Below are 18,629 nucleotides of genomic sequence, written 5' to 3'. Positions count from 1 at the left end.
CCCGTCGCGGGGTCCGTCCTCGCCTCGGAGGCCGCGCGCGTCGCCCTCCACCTGATCACTGAGCCCGACCCCGGCCCCGTGCGCTCGTCGGTGCGCCTGCGCGTCGACTCCCCGCACCGGCGGTGGCGGCAGCATCCGCCGCACGCAGCGTGCGGTTGCCGATCTCTTGAAGGAATCTCGACGGCGATCGCTCGGATCGCCCCGACGACCGCGACCAGCTCACCGACAGAGTTCGCGCGGCCCGCGTGATGCCGACGTACGCCAGCCGGCGCTCTTCGTCGACCGCCTCGAACGTGCTCGCGTACGAGATGGGCAGGAACCCTTCGCTCATGCCGACGAGGTGCACGTGGTCCCATTCGAGACCCTTGGCCGCGTGCAGCGTGGAGAGCGTGACCGTGCGCGTGGCCGGTTCGTGCTGATCTTTCGCGCGGGCCAGCAGCTGATCGGTGAAGTCGCGAAGTGTCGTCTCGGCCGGCGCCTCCTCGGCGAGGCGCAGGAGGGCGGCCCGCGCCTCCCACGCGTCTCGCAGCGCCCCTCCCGCGGGCGGCGCCTCGTCGGTGAGGCCCAGCGAACGCAGCACGTCGCGGACGGTTGCGACGAACCCGGTCTCGAGCGGGGCGACCGAGGCCGCGCGCAGCGCCATGACGGCCTGCCGCACCTCCGACTGGTCGAAGAAGCGTTTGCCGCCCAGCACGGTGGATGCCACGCCCGCCGACGAGAGTGCGGAGATGAGGGCGGCGGACTGGGCGTGCGCGCGGTAGAGGACGGCGATCGAGGCCGGGTCCACGCCGGAGGCGATCGCGGTCGACACCGATCGCGCGACGCCCGCGGCCTCGGCCGCGTCGTCGTCGAAAGCCCGCACCACGGGCGTCGGGCCGTCGGCGTCCTGGGCTGGGTGCAGGTGCAGGGAACCGGGCCGATCGCGCATGAGCTCGTTCGCCACCGCCAGGATGGGCTCCGACGAGCGGTAGTTCGTCTCGAGCCTCACCACGCGGGCGTCCTCGTGCCGGCGAGGGAAATCGAGCAGGAACGACGCGTCGGCTCCGGTGAAGGAGTAGATGGTCTGACTGGCGTCGCCGACCACGCAGAGGTCGTGCCTCTCCCCGACCCAGAGCTCGAGGAGGTGGTGCTGGAGGGGCGAGACGTCCTGGAACTCGTCGACCGTGAAATGCCGGTACTGCTCGCGGACCGCGGCGGCGACGCGGGGTTCTGCCTCGATCATCCCCGCACAGGCGAGGAGCACGTCTTCGAAGTCCATCTGGCGACGTTCGTCTTTGAGCTTCTCGTAGGCGCGCTGCAGGTCGACGACCCGCTCCAGGCTCAGGCGTCCGATGCCGTCCGGACGCGCCGCGGCGTAGGCGTCGATCGAGCGCATGGTGACCTTGCGCCACTCGATCTGACCCGCGACGTCGCGCAGTGTCGCGGTGTCGAGGTTCATCCCGATGCCGTCGGCGGCGTGGGCGAGCATCTTGACCTTGTTGTCGATGATCGACGGCGCCGAGTCGCCCGCGAGCGTCGGCCAGAAGTAGTTCACCTGCGCGAGCGCACTCGCGTGGAAGGTGCGCGCCGACACTCCCTCGACGCCGAGCGCCCGCAGGCGCCCCCGCATCTCCCCCGCCGCCTTCGCGGTGAACGTCACCGCCATCACCCGGCCCGGCGAATACGCCCCGGTGTCGACGCCGTGCGCGATGCGGTGCGTGATCACGCGTGTCTTACCCGTGCCCGCGCCGGCGAGCACGCACAGAGGACCACGGAGCACGGATGCGGCGTCCCGCTGCCGCTCGTCGAGACCGTCGAGAGCGCTTGCGCTCATCGCGCCTCGGCCAGCCACTCGAGGATAAGTCGGTGGGCGATCGACGCCGGCCCCGGGAGGCGGAGCTCGCTCTCACCGGCGAGACCGGCGGCGATCTCGGCGCGGGTGAACCACCGCACGTCGAGGATCTCCTCCCCGTCGGCCTGGGCGTCGGTCGGCACCGTGGCCGAGGCGCGGAACCCCAGCATCAGCGATCGAGGGTACGGCCAGCCCTGGGAGCCACGGTACGCCACATCTGCGACGACCACCCCGGCCTCCTCGCCCACTTCGCGGGCGACGGCCTCCTCCAGCGATTCGCCGGCCTCGGCGAACCCGGCGAAGCACGAATAGCGGTTGTCGTCCCAGAGGGCGTTCGAACCGAGGAGGAGCAGATCCGGATCGTCGGCACGCGTGACGGCGACGATGACCGCGGGATCGGTGCGCGGGAAGTGCTGGCGACCGCAGGACGGGCACTTCCTCGACCAGCCTGCGTCCCGTTCCTCGGTGCGAGCACCGCACGCGGGACAGAACGGCGAGTCGATCAGCCAGCGTGCGAGCGAGACGGCCGTCACCAATAGCGAGGCCTCCCCGGCCGGAAGCGACCCGGCGATCGAGCGCAAGGAGCCCCACGAGACCGAGACGGGGGCGTCGGCTGCCGCATCGAAGGCGGCCAGCAGCACCGCTGATCCGTCGGACGCGCGTCCGAGGAACGCCCACTCGGCGTCGACGGGTACGGCGTCGACGGCGAGGAGCTCGAGCCGTCCGTCGGCGGTCAACGCAGTGGCGTCGCCGTGCACGACGAGCGCTCTTGTGGCGGGGTCGGCGCGGAGGGCGTCGAGGAGTCCGGGAACGGCGCGTTCCTCGGCGCGTCGGTCGACGACGAGGTCGTTCGGATCCGAAGCGGGTGGCGTAGCTGGCGCCGTCATCGATGACCTCTTCCAAGGGCGTGGCGCGGGGGTTCGGAGGCGAGCCCGGCCTACCCTGGGCCCATGGCACGCTCCCCTCTCACTCTAGCCGCGTCGGTCACGGCCGCCCTTCCCGGGGCAGGGGTGGTGGGTGTGGGCCTTCTCACCGAGAACGGCGCGGGGCGGTTCGATTCGGCCGTCGCCCGCCTCGACGACGGCCGCGAGGTCGTGGTGCGCACCCCCGCCGACGACGATTCGGCGGGAGAGCTCGCGGCGGAGTCGCGCGCCCTCCACGCCCTCACCCCCGGTGTTCGCGCCCTCCTCCCGTTCCGCGTTCCCGAGGTGCTCGGCGAAGCCGGGTCCGGAGCCGCGCGCGTTCTCGTGGTCGACCGGCTCGAGGGCTATCGGGTCGACCCGGCGCACCTGCCCCAGGGTTCCGGTTTCGCGACCGCCATCGGCAGCGCCCTCGCCGCCGTGCACGCGCTCCCGCCGTCGATCGTTCGCACCGACGGCCTCCCCGTCCGCACTCCCGATCAGGTGCGCGACGACGTCTCACGGCTCCTCGACCGCGCCGAGGCCACTCGACGCGTCCCCGACCTCCTGATCGAACGCTGGCGACGCGCCGTCGACTCCGACGACCTGTGGCGGTTCGAGTCGGCCGTCGTGCTCGGCGGGGCCACCTCCGCGTCGTTCCTGCTCTCCGAAGACGACACGGCGACGGTCACGGGCCTGCTCGACTGGGGCGGCCTGAGCGTCGGCGACCCGGCGACCGATCTGCGCTGGCTCGCGTCGGCCCCGACCGCGGCCGACGACGTCTACGCGGGCTACACCGCCGACGCGTCGAGGGCGCCCGACGCGCTCCTGCGTGAGAGAGCGCGGATGTACGCCGAGCTCGAGTTCGTGAAGTGGCTGGTCCACGGTCACGACAACGGACGCCCCGAGGTCGTGGCCGACGCCGTCGCCCTGCTCGAGTCGCTCGCCGACGGGGTGCGCGGCGACGAGATCGTGCCGGAGGCCCGTCCCGATGTGGATGCTGCGCTGTCGTACGCGCATCTGATCCCCGAGTCCGCACCGACCGCCGTCGATACGTCCATGCAGACCGACGCCTACGATCCGCAGATGATGTCGCTGTTCCTCGCGGCCGAGCGCGACCGGCAGACCGCGGCATCCGCGCCCGATTTCGGCCTCGACGGGCTCCGCGAGCCGGAGGAGCAGTCGACGGCGCCGATCGATATGGAGGGCTGGTCGTCGCTGCGGGAATCGGACGCCACCGGGCAGGAGCCCCAGGAGGAGCCGGCGCCCGCCGATGCCGCCGGGGTCGACGACGCCGTCAGGGACGACGAGGATCTTCGGGACGAGGCGCAGCGGGCGACCCGCGCAGCGTTGCGCCGATGGGGTGCCGGGGGCGACGACGCGCGAGTCGGTCAGGGCACCTGAGTCCGTCCGCCGGCCGTGTCGCGGGCGCGGCGCCATCGCGCGACGAGCTCCGCTTCCTCCCAGACCCGGTCCGATCGGATGACGAGATCGTCCGCGACGTAGTACAGCGCGACGTCGATGTCGTCGAGGGGCACGCCGTGCTTCTTGTGGTAGGCCAGCCGGTAGAGCGCGAGCTGCAGCATCCGCTCGTCCTTCTCGGCGGCCGAGATCGGCGCGCGGCCGGTCTTCCAGTCGACGATCTCGAGGCGTCCGCCGCGATCGGCGCGGCGGTAGACGGCATCGAGCTTGCAGATCATGACGTGCTGCTCGCCGTCGCCCGTCGACATCGCGAAGTCGATCTCGGTCTCCACCTCGAGCGGGGCGAGGTCGGCCCACTCCGACCTCTCGAAGACCTCCTTCAGGCGAGCGAGGTCGGCGGCGTCCGAGGTGGATGCCTCCGACGCGTCGCCGTCGTCGTCGATCTCCCAGAGCGCGTCGTCGATCGACCCGGCCGTGCCGGCGCGACCCGATCGCTGCTCGACCCACGCGTGGAAGAGCGTGCCGAGGCGCGTCTGGCGGAACGGGCGCTCGGGCAGCGGGCGGGTGACCGCTGACACGGTCGCGCGGTAGTCGGTGACGTAGTCCTTGAACCGCGAGGCGGGGATGCGTGCCGGTGGCCGCACGGGCGCTCCCCGGCGGCGCTGCTCCCACTCGGCGAGAAGGCGCGCGAGCGTGTCGTCGGGTACCGGATCGTGGTCGGCGGCGGCCCGCACGGCATCTGCCGCGGAGAGCACCGCCTGGCGCCGCGCTCCGAGCGGGTCGAGCGGCCACTGCACGATGCGGCCGCCCTTGTCGAGGTAGGGATTGTCGTCGGGCGCCGACTCCTCGATCGGCGGAGCACCGAGGGCATCGAGCATCTCGACCAGGTACCGGCTGGGTGTGCGGGGCTCCTTCTGCCCGGCCCAGTGCGCGCCGGTGAGCAGGAGCTCCGACCGGGCGCGCGTGACCGCGACGTAGGCGAGACGTCTCTCCTCGCGCTCCTGATGAGCGCGATCCGCCTCGCGGAGCTGCTCGATCGCGTCGGGCAGATCCGCGTCGTCGTCGTCGAACGACCAATCCAACCGCGGGAGCGCATCGCGATCACCTCGCAGCGGGTAGGGCAGAACCCCGAATCCGAGCCATCCGTTGACCGTGCGGGGCGCTTTGGGCAGCTCTTTGTCGACCAGACGCACCACGGCGACGGCGTCCCACTCGAGCCCCTTCGAACCGTGCACGGTGAGCAGTTGCACGACGCCCGGCTCGGGAGGCTCGGGGCGCGGCATGAGCTCGTCGGTCTCCTCGGCATGGTCGAGCCACGCGAGCAGACTGCCGACCGAGCCTCGATCGTCGGCGAGGAGGAAGGCCCGCACCTCGTCGAGGAAAGTGCGAAGGCGCGCGCTGGCGACGCGCGCGGGACCGCGCGCCTCGTTGGCGGCCAGCTCGATGTCGAGACGCAGCTCGATCTCGATCAGGCGCAGGAGGTCGGGGATGGGCTGGCCGACGGCGCGCCGGAGACGCTCGAACATCTCGCCCGCGTCGCGCAGGCGCCGCCGCCCCTCGGGCGTGATGGCGCGCAGGAATCCGTGATCGTCGCTGGAGCGACGCACGAACTCGAGCGCGTCGATGATCGACAGTTGCTCGTCGGCGCCCGCCGAGGCGCGCACGCGCGCCGCGAGCTCGGCCGGGAGCGGGTCGAGAGCGGCGTCGCGCCGCGAGAGGGTGTCGGCGAGAGCGTGCAGGGCCGCGAGATCGGCCACGCCGATGGAGAACCGGGGGCCGGCGAGCAGACGGATCAGCGACGACCCCTGGGCGGGGTCGTGCACCACCCGCAGCGCGGAGACGACGTCGACGACCTCCGGCGTGGACAGGAGCCCTCCGAGACCGAGGATGCGGTTGGGCACGCCGGCCGCATCGAGGGCGTCGGCGAACAGCTGCATGTGCCGCTTCGTGCGGAACAGGACCGCGCCCGAGTGCGGGTGCGGAGCACCCGACGCGGTGTGGGCGGCGCGGACGGCGACGAACCATTCCGCGACCTCCCGCGCCTCGTCCTCCGCCGATGCCGCGAACACGCGCGACACGCGACCGGTCGCCGCTCCCGGGCGCGGCGCGAGCTCTTCGACGTCGGCGCCGTCCGCCGCGGAGAGGAGCGCGTTCGCGGCGGTGAGGATGGCCACGTCGTTGCGCCAACTGATCATGAGGCGGAACCGTTCGGCCACGCCCGTCGACGAGAACGCGCCCGGGAAGGCGGTGAGGTTGTCGGCCGACGCGCCGCGCCACCCGTAGATCGATTGATGCGGATCACCGACCGCCATCACCGCCGTGTCGCGGAAGATCGCGGCCAGCAACCGTGTCTGGAGCACGGACGTGTCCTGGTACTCGTCGAGCAGCACGACCCGGTACTGCGCGCGCAGTGCCTCACCGACCTCCGGGGCCCGCTCCACGATCGTCAGGGCGTCGGCCACCTGGTCGGCGAAGTCGAGCGTGTCGTCCGCGCGTTTGCGGCGCGCGTACTCGCGCACGAGCTCGGCGAGCACGGGAAGACCCGTCATGCTGCGCCGTGCCTTGTCGACCCGGTCCTGGTCGACCTTCCTGCGGCAGGTCACGGTCGACAATCGCGCGTCCCAGGTATTCGCGAACGCGATGAGGTCGTCGAGGTCGACCCGGTTGTCGAGCACGTCGCCCGAGAGGCGATGCACGGCGTCCACGACGGTCGAGAAGGCCTCCTCCCTCTCGGCGAGACGCTCGTCGTCCGAGGCAATGACCACGCGCCGCGCGAGCAGCCACGACCCCGACTGACTGAGAAGAGCCGAATCGGGGTCGCGTCCGATGCGCGCCCCGTGCTCGCGCACGAGGGCGTCGGCGAACGCATTGTAGGTGGCGACGCGCGGACGGAACGCGAGTTCTTCCCCGTCGAGGGAGCGGATGCTGCGTCCGGGGACCACGTCGTCGGCGAGACGATCCAGCAGCGAGGCGAAGGCGGCGTCGCGCACGCGCGGCGGAGAGGCCGCGTGCGTCTCCCAGAATGCCGGCAGCGTGCCGTCCGAGACGAGCAGATCGAGGTGGGGCAGGAGATCGCGGCGCGCGTACTCGCGTACGACCGCCAGTCGACGGCCGATGCGCTCGGCGAGCTCGCCCGCCGCCTTGCGCGTGAACGTGAGCCCGAGCACTTCGTCGGGTGCGACGTGGTCGTTGGCCACGAGCCACACCACGCGACCGGCCATGGTCTCGGTCTTCCCGCTGCCCGCGCCGGCGACGACGAGCGCCGGGCTCGCCGGCGCCTCGATGACGGCGCGCTGATCGGCGGTCGGCGGAGGAAGCCCCAGGGCGCGGGCGATCGTCTCGGCGGAGAGGGTCACGACGACGACACCGCCTTCACCGTATGCAGCGCGCAGACACCGAACCGAGAGGTGGCGCAGTGCGCGTCGACCGGCGCCTCGAACGTGTCGGCCGCCATCATCCGTGCGGTCTCGACGATGCTGCCGAGGAACTCGGCGCGCTCGGCGGCGGCCATCGGCGCCTGACGTGCGAGGCGGTAATGGGGCTCCTTGGTCGTCGTCCGCGAGAGCACGATCAACCGCGCCCCGGCGTTCGTCTGCGGGTGGGCGCCCGGGACGAGCCCCTCGAGGAAGGCCAGCTGGTAAGCGGCGAGCTGGGGGTCGTCGGCGACCTTGTCGTCGCTGACCCGAGCCTCGGAGCGTCCTGTCTTCAGGTCGACGATCAGCACGTTCTCATCGATGCCCTCGCGCACCGGCACCTTCTCGCCTCGACCCGCCGGGTAGACCTCGACGCGGTCGATCGATCCTGTGAGCAGGGCGAAGCGGCCCTCGGGATGCCGCGCCTCCGGGTCGACCGCCACGACCCGCGGGACACCGTCTGCGGTGGCGTCGAGGTCGACGGCCAGACGGAAGCGCGCCTCGGCTCCGATCGTGCGGCCGCCCTCGGCGTGGAAGGTGCGCAGGTAGGAGTGCAGGCGGTCGGCGAGCAGGTGGGCCCACGCGTGCTCTTTGCGCGACAGCCAGGGCGCCTCGAAGTCGAGCTCGCCCCACCGCTCGTCGACGATCCGGCGGATCTCGTCGAGGTCGCCCGATGGAACCTCCTCCATCGCGGCGTGGAGGATGACCCCGGCCCCCGCGGACCAGGTGCGCGTCTCGCCGCCGAGCGCGCGCACCGCCCAGTCGACCTGGCAATCCGCGAACGTCGTCATCTTCGAGGGAGAGATCGGCACCGGGGCGCGGTCGGGGTCGCGCAGCGGGCCGTCGGACGACGGCGGCGCCACCCCGAACCACTGCTCCGGCGCGGCGCCGGCGACTCCCTCTCGCGCGAGGACGACGAGCTGCGACGCAGCGTGCTCACGGGCTCCGACCGACGATGACGCGGTCAGCGTTCGGCGGTACTGCGACACCAGACCGCGGAGCGTGAGGGGGTGCCCGGCATCGACCTCGTCGAGCACCGGCGGCTCGGGCTCGGGCAGCAGCTCGAACAGGGGGCTCGGGCCGAGGTCGTCGTCGTCGACCGCGGTGACCACGAGGTGCCGTCGTGCGCGCGACAGTGCGCGGGCGAACAGCCGCAGCTCGTCGTGCAGCGCCGCCCGCCGCCGATCCAGCACCGCGGGTGCGGTCGGGGCGGCGAGCCCCTGCCGCCACGCTTCGACCTCGTCGCCGAGGCGCCACGCGTCGAGGATCCCGCCGCGCAGGCGCAGGTTCGGCCACACGCCGTCCTGCACGCCGGCGACGATCACGGCGTCGAACTCGGTACCGAGCGCCGTCGCCGGAGTGAGCACGGTCACGGTCGCCGCGCGGTCGGGAGAGGCCAGGATGTCTTCGGGCACGTCGCTGTCGAGGATGCGCCGGATGAAGTCCGACGTCTTCGCGTCGGGATCGCGCTCGAGGAATCGCTTCGCGGCATCGAACAGCGCCACCAGCGCGTCGAGCGCCTGCCCCGTCTCGGCGGCCAGCACACCACCGCCGACGGCCGTGTCGTGCCAGGAGCGCGCCAGTGGGCGGCCGGCCCCGTCTCGAGCGCGATCCCACGCCAGCCACAGCAGTTCGTGGACGGTGGCGCCCCGATCCGCGTCGGCCGCGATGCGCGCCAGCGTCGTCGCCAGGCGCTCGGCGGCGCGAGCCTCGGGCGAATCGATCAGCGCCAGCTCGAGGGGGTGCGCCAGGGCGTCGGCGAGGAGGTGCCGGGCGGCCCGGGTTCCCCCATCGGCGAGTTCCGCGTGGCGCAGTCGTCCGCGCAGGCGTCGGAGCCCCACCGCGTCGAGACCGCCGAACGGCGAGACGAGCACGCCCGCCAGAGCATCGGGGTCGCGATCGGCGGGGTCGACGAGCGCGATCCGCACGAGCTCGAGCAGGTCGCGCACGACCTGCTCCCGTCCGAGCGGGCGCTGCACGCCAGCGGCCCGCGTCGGCACCTCGCGCGCCGCCAGCTCGGTCTCGAGCGTGGCCACCTGACGGGTGTCGTGGGCGATCACAGCGATCCTCGACCAGGGGATCTCATCGAGCAGATGCCACTCGCGAACGATGCGGGCGATCGCGTCGATCTCTTCGAAGGGCGACCCCGCGACGATCGCGCGCACCGACCGGTCGTCGGGGTCGAGATCGCCCGGGGGCCGCCGATGGTCGATGCGTCCGGCCGCCCCGATGGACTGCGTCACGACGCGCGTGAGTCGGGTCAATGCGGGCGCGGCGCGATGCGGAGCGTCGAGCACGAACGCCGTGCCCAGCAGCGCGCAGAGGTCGGCGAAGAGCGCCGGACTCGATCCGCGGAAGGCACCGGAGGCGATGTCGGGATCGCCGAAGGCGACGACCGCGACACCCCGGGCCCGCAGGGCGGCCACGACGTCGAGGCCGCCACGGGTGAGCTCCTGGCCGTCGTCGATGAGCACCGCCCGCAAGCGACCGGCCGCCCCGAGCTGGCGCTCGCCCTCCGCGCCCGGCGGGGTGCGGTGCAGCACCGCGGCGGCCTCGCGCAGCAGGTCGGCCGCGTCGCGCGCTCGCGTGTGCATCTGGTCGACGGCATCGCGGTACTCCCGGAGGAACGATGCCGCGGCCCCCCAGCCGGCTTCGCCCCGGTCGGCCGCGAGCCGGCCCAGCTCGGCCGCGTCGAGGTCGAGCTCGGTGCAGGCGGCGATGAACTGGCGCAGCTCGCCCCGGAACTCGCGCGAGCCCCTCACCTCGGCACCGATCGTGGCCGGCCAGGGAATGACCGCCTCGCCCGTCGCCTCGTCGGCGATGTCGCCGGCGAGCAGATCGGCCAGGATGCGGTCGTGATCGCTCGCCGCGAGCAACTGCGGCGGCTGGCCGCCGGCGCGCACCTCGGCGGCCCGCACGACCTGGTAGGCGAATGAGGCCATGGAGCGGGCGAGAGCACCCGACGACGCGCGGTCGACGACGATCGAGAGGCGATCGCGCAGCGCCGTGGCCGTCTGCCGCGACGGGGTGAGGACGAGGACGTCGTCGACCGGCACCCCGGCATCGACCAGTGCGCGCAACCGCGCCACGAGCGCCTCGGTCTTGCCCGTTCCCGGGGCGCCCAGCACGACGCCGGAAGAGCCCACCGGCAGCCGCACGACCGCGCGCTGCACCTCGTCGAGCGCGATGCGCGGCTGCGACGCATCGGCTGATCCCATGCCCACCACGCTAACCGGCACGACCGACACCGAGGGGACGGACGTCGTTCGCCGAGAGCGTTCGGGGAACGGCCGGAGGGATACGCGCCCTGTCGTAGAGTTTTTGGTGCGCCCGGGGTAGCCCCGGGCCGGAAAGGGCACCACCGTGGAGATCCGCATCGGCATCGCGAACACCGGCCGCGAGCTCAGCTTCGAAACCTCCGAGGCATCGGACGCCGTGAAGCAGTCGGTCGCCGACGCCCTGGACGCCAAGGCGTCGCACCTGAACTTCACCGATGTGAAGGGCAACAGCTACCTCGTGCCCACCGCGACGCTCGCCTACATCGAGTTCGGCACCGAAGAATCGCGCCGCGTCGGCTTCGTCGCCTGATCCAGACACCATGCAGATCGCGCTCGCTCTGCTGATCGCCGTGGTGATCGGCGTCGCCCTGCACGTCGCGCTCCCCCACCGCCAGAAGCGCGGGGTGGTGGTCGCCCCGGCGATCGCCGCCGCGGCGGGCGTCATCACGTGGGCCGCCCTCACCTGGGCCGGTGTCGGTATCGACAATCCCTGGATCTGGCTGTCGGCGATCACCGTGCCGGCCGTGGTTACCGCGCCCCTCGTGCTCGCACTGGGCGCCGCCCGGGTGCGGGGCGACGAACGCGAACGCCGCAGCCTCGGTCTGGTCTGACCCGACCTCAGGCCGCGAGGCCGGTGGCGTCCATGCGCCGCGAGTGAGCGGCCATCAGCTCGGTGAACACCGGTTCGACCCGCTCCTCGTCGGCGGCGCCGAGCGTCGTCGGCCGGAGGGCCGCGCGCGCGACGAGAAGCGTGTCGCCGACAAGCCGGCGGCCCCACATCGCCAGAAGCGAGCGCCACTCCTCATCGCTGTCGATCGTGGCGGCGATGATCTCGACGATGGCCTGGCGGTCGTCGTCGGCGCGGAGGATGCGCGCGACGCGACGACCGGTGTCGCCGTAGCTCGCCGACAGGGCCAGATAGAAGTCGTCGAGCATCCCGGCGGTGATGTGCACCGAGACCATCGTCTCCTGGGGTCGGACGCCGTGCGTCGCGCGGCGGAAGGCGTCGAGGGACTCGCGAAACGGCAGCATGAGGGCGGTTGGATCGTCGCCCCGCTCCCGGATGAGGGAGACGAGCGCCTCGTGCTTCGTGAGAGCCGCGCCCGCGGCGCGGGAGAGCGCCTCCTTCTGGGCGAGCTCCGGTGTCGAGGCGATCAGCTCGCTCAACGTCTCGAAGAAGCCCAGCTGCAGGTAGGCCGCCTGACCCAGGAAGGTGTCGACCTCCGGCGCCAACTCGGCGAAATCGACCCGCACGGCGTCGCCGAAATCGCCGCGCGACCTCAGAGTGAGGGTGCGACCGGCAGGGCGACCACGACGACGCAACCACTCGAACACGTACGAAAGCCTAAGCCCGCGGCCGCTGCGCCCCGCCGAGGTACGCGCCTTTCCGCCGCATCCGGACCGCTCCGGTATCGTTGAGGGGTCCCGGCGTCGGATCGGGACCCCCGCGCCTGCGGCTGAGTGAGGGCGTGGACCGATCACTCTAGGCGGCTCTCTTCCGCCGGACAGGCTCATATCGTGACGACCTTCGCCGAGCTCGGCGTAGACCAGGACATCGTCGACGTGCTCGCGTCGAAGGGCATCGTCGATGCCTTCCCCATCCAGGAGCAGACGATTCCGCTGGGCCTTCCCGGCCAGGACATCATCGGCCAGGCCAAGACCGGTACCGGCAAGACCTTCGGCTTCGGCATCCCCGTCGTGCAGCGACTCGGCCTGAACCCCGAGCCCGGGGTCAAGGCGCTCATCGTCGTCCCCACGCGCGAACTCGCCGTGCAGGTCTACGAAGACATGGACATGCTCACGTCGGGCCGCTCGACCAGCGTCGTGGCGATCTACGGCGGCAAGGCCTACGAAGGACAGATCGACCAGCTGAAGGCCGGCGCGCAGATCGTCGTCGGCACCCCGGGTCGCCTGATCGACCTGAACAACCAGCGCCTGCTCGACCTGTCGAGCGCCGTGGAGGTCGTCCTCGACGAAGCCGACAAGATGCTCGACCTCGGATTCCTCGCCGACATCGAGAAGATCTTCACCAAGGTCGCGCCGGTGCGCCACACGCAGCTGTTCTCCGCGACGATGCCGGGGCCGATCGTCGCCCTCGCCCGCCGGTTCATGTCGAACCCCATCCACATCCGCGCCACCGACCCCGACGAGGGTCTGACGCAGGCGAACATCCAGCACCTCGTCTACCGCGCGCACTCGCTCGACAAGGACGAGGTCATCGCCCGCATCCTGCAGGCCGACGAACGGGGCAAGACCGTCATCTTCACGCGCACCAAGCGCGCCGCGCAGCGCCTCTCCGACGAGCTGGGCGACCGGGGCTTCAACACCGCCTCCGTGCACGGCGACATGAGCCAGGAGGCCCGCGAGCGCTCGATGGCCGCCTTTAAGGCGGGGAAGAAAGACGTGCTGATCGCCACCGACGTCGCAGCTCGCGGCATCGACGTCGACGACGTGACCCACGTCATCAACCACACGATCCCCGACGACGAGAAGACGTACCTGCACCGCGCCGGGCGCACCGGCCGTGCCGGCAAGACGGGCATCGCCGTCACGTTCGTCGACTGGGACGACCTGCACAAGTGGGCGCTCATCAACCGCGCGCTCGACTTCGGGCAGCCCGAGCCCACCGAGACCTACTCGTCGAGCCCGCACCTGTTCACCGACCTGAACATCCCCGAGGGCACGAAGGGTCGTCTGACCACGGCTCCCCGCGCCCAGGCGGCCGAGACATCGAAGCCGCGCTCCGACTCCGGCTCGGGAGAGAACGGCAGCCGTCGTCGCCGCTCGCGACCGGAGCAGTCTTCGCGCGAACCCCAGCCGATCGCCGAGCACGGCGCCGCCGCCGACGCCACGCCCGAGGGCGCCGGCACGCACGACGGCGGCGGCTCCGAGCACCACGACGGCAACGCCGCACCGCGGCGTCGACGTCGTCGTCGCGGCGGAGCCCGCACGGGCGGCGGCGCACCCGCCGCCTGATCCGCGGCGTCCGCCGGGCGCAGCATCCGAATCTCCCGAGGGGGCGTCCGACGACCGGGCGCCCCTTCGTCGTGGGCGCGGTGTCAGGGGTAGACGGGCGCCGTACCGCTCGCGAGGGCGATGATCTTCGCGACCTCCGCGTCGGCGGTGGTGTTCTCACCGGGCTGATTCGGCTTGCCCAGACCGTGGTAGTCGCTCGAGCCGGTGACGATCAGACCGCGTTCGTCGGCGATGCGCCGGAGCGTGCGGATGCCGGGAGCGAGGTTCTCGCGGTGGCCGAGCTCGAAGCCGGCGAGGCCCGCCTCGAGCATGCGGTCGAGCAGCCGCGACGGCAGAAGACCCGCTCGCCCCGCCGGGTGCGCGATGATGGGCACTCCCCCGGCCCCCACGACGAGCGAGACCGCCGTGACCGGATCCGGCGCGTAGAGCGCCACGTAGTAGTCGCCCGCCGGGCTGAGAATGCCCGCGAACGCCTCGGCCCGGTCGCGCACGAGTCCGCGTGCGACGAGGGCGTCGGCGATGTGCGGTCGGCCGACGGTGGCCCCGTCGGAGGTCTGGGCGACGATGTCGTCCCACACCAGGTCGTAGTCCCGGGAGATGCGATCGGCCATCACCCTGGCGCGATCCACCCGCGAGGAACGGATGCGATCGGTCATCGCGCGCAGCGACGGCTCGTCGGGATCGAACAGGTAGGCCAGCAGGTGGACGCTGCGCCACTCGTGGAGAGCGGAGAGCTCCATACCGGGGAGGAACGTCATGCCGAGCGACGACGCGGCCTCGGCGGCCTCCGCCCACCCGGTGGTCGTGTCGTGGTCGGTCAGCGCCGCCGTCCGCAGCCCGTGTCGGTGGGCGGCTGCCATGACGAGCGCCGGGGCCTCGGTGCCGTCCGAGCATGCCGAATGCAGATGCAGGTCACTCGGACCCTCGAACCTGCGCACCGACTCCACTCCCCCGAGGGTAGCCGCATCCGTCGATCTCCCAGACTGCTGTCCTAGAGTCACGGGGTGCGTCGCGTCTGGGGGGTTCTCATCGCGCTGCTCTGCACAGGCGGGGCGGCGGTGCTCACCTGGCCCCAGCTGTTCAAGCTCGAACGCACCTTTCCGATCGCGCAGATCGTGTCGTTCCGGGGCCCGCTGGCCGCCGCATTCGCGGCCCTCGCGATCCTCGCCCTGATCTTCGCCCTGGCGCGACCGATCCGTGCCCTCGCGCTCACCCTGGCGGTCGTCTCGCTCGTCGCGGCGGGGGCCAACGCCGGCATCATGGCCTCCCGCGGTATCGGAACCGACGCGCTGCCCGACAAGACCGACACCAGCCTGCGCGTGATGACCTGGAACACCGCCGGTTCGGCGACCGCCCCCGAGACGATCGCCCAGATCGCCGTCGCGATGAACGCCGACATCATCACGCTCCCCGAGACGACAATCGACACCGGCGAGAAGGTGGCGATCGTCATGGGCGATCTCGGCCGGCCCATGTGGGCTCACCACGCCGAGTACGGCGAGTACGGCATCGACGGGTGGGACGCCACCTCCACCACGGTGCTCATCAGTCCCGAGCTGGGCGACTACTCCGTCATCGAGTCGTCGCAGGACGGCACGAGCAACACCTCCACCGTGCCGAGCGCGGTCGCCATGCCGACCTCCGGCGACGGTCCGATCGTGGTGGCAGCGCACGCGGTGGCGCCGCGGCAGTCCTACATGCAGCACTGGCGCGACGACCTGCAGTGGCTCGCCGACCAGTGCGCCGCCGACAACGTCATCCTCGCGGGCGACTTCAACGCCACGCTCGACCATATGGCGGGGCTCGGCGTCGACGGTGGGGCTCTCGGTCGATGCCACGACGCCGCCGCAGACACGGGCAACGGCGGGGTCGGCACGTGGACGACACAGTTCCCCGCGCTCTTCGGTGCCCCGATCGATCACATCCTCGTCTCACCGAGATGGCGGGCCACGGGATCCGCGGTGCTGAAATCCCTCGACTCCTCCGGCAGCGACCATCGTCCGCTCGTCGTCCAGCTCGAGCCCGCCCAGGGATGATCCATCCTCCCGGTGAGACACTGGGAGTATGAGCGACGCAGGCCAGAACGACACGACGACCGCGACCGACGGCGCGCCGGCCGAGACCACGACGAACCGACGGCAGCCCTTCCCGCAGGGATTCCTCGACGCGATCGCCGAGGGCTGGGCGACGCGTCCGGACGGCGTCCCCGAGCCGCGCGAGCAGGCCGCCTGGGCGGCTCGCCGCAGGGATGCCGTCTCACGCGCGTTCCCGGGCCGGCGGCTCGTCATCCCGGCCGGCGGTCTGAAGCAGCGCAGCAACGACACCGACTATCCGTTCCGGCCGCACTCCGCCTTCGCGCATCTCACGGGGTGGGAGAACGAGTCCGAGCCCGACTCCGTGCTCGTCTTCGACCCGCGCGACGGCGGGCACGACGTCGTGCTCTACTTCCGCGAACGCGCCGACCGGACGACCCCCGAGTTCTACGCCGACGCCTCGATCGGCGAGTTCTGGATCGGTCCCCGCCCCTCGCTCGCCGGGGTGTCCGCCGACCTGGGCCTCACGACCGCGCACCTCGACTCGCTCGAGCACGGCGACGACGACGTCACCCTCGGCGACGACGACGATCTGGCGCGCGTCGTCTCCGAGCTGCGACTCGTCAAGGACGACTGGGAGATCTCGCAGATGCGCCTCGCCGTCGACGTCACCGTGAAGGGGTTCGACGACATCGTCGCCGATCTCCCCCGTATCGTCGCGCACCCGCGCGGAGAGCGGATCATCGAGGGCGTGTTCCACCAGCGGGCGCGCAGCGACGGCAACACCGAGGGCTACGACACCATCGCCGCGTCCGGCCCGCACGCCTGCTACCTGCACTGGACGCGCAATGACGGTGCCGTGCTGCCCGGCGACCTGCTGCTCGTCGACGCGGGGGTCGAGGTGGACAGCCTGTACACCGCAGACATCACGCGCACGATCCCCGTGGACGGCACGTTCTCGCCCGTCCAGCGCAAGATCTACGAGACGGTGCGCGAGGCCGCAGACGCGGCATTCGCCGCGGCGAAGCCCGGCGCGAAGTTCCGCTCCGTCCACGAAGCCGCCATGGAGGTCATCGCCGCGCGCGTGGCCGAATGGGGTCTGCTGCCGGTGTCGGCCGACGAAGCGCTCGATCCGCGGCGGGGCGGCCAGCACCGCCGCTACATGGTGCACGGCACGAGCCATCACCTCGGTATCGACGTGCACGACTGCGCTCAGGCCCGCCGCGACATGTACTACGACGGTGAGCTCGAGCCCGGCATGGTCTTCACGATCGAGCCCGGTCTCTACTTCCAAGTCGACGACCTCACCGTGCCCGAGGAGTATCGGGGCATCGGTGTGCGGATCGAAGACGACATCCTCATGACCGTCGACGGACCCGAGAACCTCTCGGCGGGCATCCCCCGCACCGCCGACGAGGTCGAGGAGTGGGTGGCGCGCCTCTCGCAGCGCTGAGCGTCAGCCCGCCCGCATCGCCTCGACGACGATCGAGGCGATGTCGGCGCCGATCTCGTCGGCGGGGCGCCTGCGGCCCTTCACCTCGAACGAGTGACCGCCGCCGTCGACCCACCGCAGCGTCGCATCGCGGCAGGCGGCGACCGCCGCCTCCAGCTGATCGTGGGGCTCGATGAACGGGTCGTTCGTGCCCTCGATGAAGACCTGCCGCTGCGCGATGTCGGGCAGGTGGGCGGTGCGCGCCTTCGACGGGTCGCCGGGAGGATGCAGCGGATAACCCAGGTAGACGAGCCCCGCCGGGGCGATGGTTCCGGCCGCCGCCGCCATCGAGGCCATCCGCCCGCCGTACGACTTGCCGGCGGCCCACACGGGCCCGGGCGCCGCGGCGTCGTCCAGCCACGCGAAGACCGCGCCCCAGGTCTCGATCGCGTGAGCGGCCGGTCCCGGCATCCGCCGTCCCGCTTGGACGTAGGGGAAGTTGAAGCGCAGGGTGGCGATGCCGGCGTCGACGAGCGAGCGCGCGAGCCCCTCGAGGAACGGATGCCGGTAGCCCGCGCCCGCACCGTGCGCGACGGCGATCGTCGCCCAGGCGCCATCGGGCCGCTCCCAGACCGTCGAGACGGTCGCCGGGCCGGCCGGGAGCTCGACGGTCAGCGGCCGGTCGCTCACGCGGGAGGTTCGATCCGTTCCGGCGCGCCCTGCGAGGGCGCGGCCGGCGGAAGACGCTCACCGTATCGGGGCGGCTCCTCGGGCTGGGGGGCCACGGGCGTCGGGTCTGCCGTCGTCGACGGGTCGGACGCGGGGGCGGTGCCCGGACCGACGATCTGGCGCGCGCGGTGCAGGCTCGACGCCGTCACGCAGACCTCGTAGTGGTCGGCGACGACCTGCATGACCGAGGCGAAATCGCGACGACGACGCACGATCGAGTAGGTGATGAGGCTCAGCAGCATGCCGATCGCGATGCCCACGAACATGACACCCAGGAACGCGCCGATCTGCACCGTCGGTTCGCCGAGCACGAAGATGAACGAGAAGAGCAGACCGAGCAGGACGCCGTTCACGGCGCCCGATCGCGCCGCCGTCGCGTAGCCGAGCCGGCCGGTCACGCGCTCGATGGAGCGCAGGCCCTTGCCGACGATCGCGATGTCGCGCGCGGGGACGTCGGCGGCGATGAGAGCCGAGACCGCCTTCTGCGCGCCCTCGTACGTGGGGAAGGACGCCACCTGCTCCCCGACTTCTTCGCGACCGGAGGGGACGCGTCCGCCGAGCATGCTCATGCGTTCATTCTCTCACGCAGCGGCGCGCACCCGATCGGCGGAGGTCG

At 72.0% G+C, this 18,629-nt stretch carries 14 protein-coding genes; 6 read left to right on the top strand and 8 right to left on the bottom strand.

Features of this window, described 5'->3' with window-relative positions; all coding sequences use genetic code 11:
* Positions 1-55: 55 nt before the first annotated feature.
* A complete protein-coding gene (locus tag DEU34_RS05420; protein ID WP_121149141.1) occupies positions 56-1,813 on the bottom strand; it encodes an ATP-dependent helicase in 1,758 nt (585 codons plus the stop codon).
* Positions 1,810-2,718 carry an NAD(+) diphosphatase gene (nudC, locus tag DEU34_RS05415; protein ID WP_121149140.1) on the bottom strand — a complete coding sequence of 303 codons (909 nt, stop codon included), beginning with the start codon at positions 2,716-2,718 and terminating at the stop codon, positions 1,810-1,812. The genes DEU34_RS05420 and nudC overlap by 4 nt, the downstream gene beginning before the upstream one ends.
* 63 nt (positions 2,719-2,781) lie before the next feature.
* On the opposite strand from nudC, the gene DEU34_RS05410 reads away from it, so the two are divergent.
* Positions 2,782-4,134, top strand: coding sequence for a phosphotransferase (locus tag DEU34_RS05410; RefSeq protein ID WP_121149139.1), 1,353 nt, complete (start codon positions 2,782-2,784; stop codon positions 4,132-4,134).
* Here DEU34_RS05410 and DEU34_RS05405 read toward each other — a convergent pair.
* Complete coding sequence (locus DEU34_RS05405; protein WP_121149138.1) at positions 4,122-7,508, bottom strand: ATP-dependent DNA helicase; 3,387 nt, start codon at positions 7,506-7,508, stop codon at positions 4,122-4,124. The two genes, DEU34_RS05410 and DEU34_RS05405, sit on opposite strands and share 13 nt — an antisense overlap.
* Positions 7,505-10,783: a UrvD/REP family ATP-dependent DNA helicase gene (locus tag DEU34_RS05400; protein ID WP_121149741.1), complete on the bottom strand. Its 3,279-nt coding sequence runs from the start codon at positions 10,781-10,783 to the stop codon at positions 7,505-7,507. Before DEU34_RS05400 ends, DEU34_RS05405 begins: the two co-directional genes overlap by 4 nt.
* A gap of 145 nt (positions 10,784-10,928) precedes the next feature.
* Between DEU34_RS05400 and DEU34_RS05395 the strand changes: the two genes are divergently transcribed.
* Both DEU34_RS05395 and DEU34_RS05390 read left to right on the top strand, forming a co-directional pair.
* Complete coding sequence (locus DEU34_RS05395; protein ID WP_121149137.1) at positions 10,929-11,153, top strand: DUF3107 domain-containing protein; 225 nt, start codon at positions 10,929-10,931, stop codon at positions 11,151-11,153.
* Between the two features lie 10 nt (positions 11,154-11,163).
* Entirely contained in the window at positions 11,164-11,454 is a 291-nt protein-coding gene (locus DEU34_RS05390) for a hypothetical protein (protein ID WP_121149136.1), read from the top strand.
* Positions 11,455-11,461: 7 nt separating this feature from the next.
* Here DEU34_RS05390 and DEU34_RS05385 read toward each other — a convergent pair whose 3' ends face one another.
* Complete coding sequence (locus tag DEU34_RS05385; RefSeq protein WP_121149135.1) at positions 11,462-12,178, bottom strand: ferritin-like fold-containing protein; 717 nt, start codon at positions 12,176-12,178, stop codon at positions 11,462-11,464.
* Positions 12,179-12,361: 183 nt separating this feature from the next.
* Between DEU34_RS05385 and DEU34_RS05380 the strand changes: the two genes are divergently transcribed.
* Positions 12,362-13,819 (top strand): DEAD/DEAH box helicase, encoded by a 1,458-nt coding sequence (locus tag DEU34_RS05380; RefSeq protein WP_121149134.1) that lies wholly within the window; start codon positions 12,362-12,364, stop codon positions 13,817-13,819.
* 83 nt (positions 13,820-13,902) lie between these two features.
* Here DEU34_RS05380 and DEU34_RS05375 read toward each other — a convergent pair whose 3' ends face one another.
* The gene (locus DEU34_RS05375) at positions 13,903-14,766 is read right to left on the bottom strand and encodes a PHP domain-containing protein (RefSeq protein WP_121149133.1); all 864 of its coding nucleotides are present in this window, start codon (positions 14,764-14,766) and stop codon (positions 13,903-13,905) included.
* Between the two features lie 57 nt (positions 14,767-14,823).
* Between DEU34_RS05375 and DEU34_RS05370 the strand changes: the two genes are divergently transcribed.
* Together DEU34_RS05370 and DEU34_RS05365 are read left to right on the top strand one after the other, a co-directional pair.
* The gene (locus DEU34_RS05370; RefSeq protein ID WP_121149132.1) at positions 14,824-15,855 is read left to right on the top strand and encodes an endonuclease/exonuclease/phosphatase family protein; all 1,032 of its coding nucleotides are present in this window, start codon (positions 14,824-14,826) and stop codon (positions 15,853-15,855) included.
* A gap of 28 nt (positions 15,856-15,883) precedes the next feature.
* The gene (locus DEU34_RS05365; RefSeq protein WP_121149131.1) at positions 15,884-17,305 is read left to right on the top strand and encodes an aminopeptidase P family protein; all 1,422 of its coding nucleotides are present in this window, start codon (positions 15,884-15,886) and stop codon (positions 17,303-17,305) included.
* A 3-nt stretch (positions 17,306-17,308) separates the two neighbouring features.
* Here the strand turns inward: DEU34_RS05365 and DEU34_RS05360 are convergent, their stop codons facing one another.
* A complete protein-coding gene (locus DEU34_RS05360) occupies positions 17,309-17,974 on the bottom strand; it encodes an alpha/beta family hydrolase (RefSeq protein WP_121149130.1) in 666 nt (221 codons plus the stop codon).
* A complete protein-coding gene (locus DEU34_RS05355; RefSeq protein WP_121149129.1) occupies positions 17,971-18,582 on the bottom strand; it encodes a general stress protein in 612 nt (203 codons plus the stop codon). Before DEU34_RS05355 ends, DEU34_RS05360 begins: the two co-directional genes overlap by 4 nt.
* Between the last annotated feature and the right edge of the window lie 47 nt (positions 18,583-18,629).

Origin of the sequence: Microbacterium sp. AG1240 (genome assembly GCF_003635115.1) — a bacterium.
Lineage (GTDB): Bacteria > Actinomycetota > Actinomycetes > Actinomycetales > Microbacteriaceae > Microbacterium.
The sequence above is the reverse complement of the archived record's forward strand: the minus strand, read 5'-3'. Positions and strand labels throughout refer to the sequence as shown.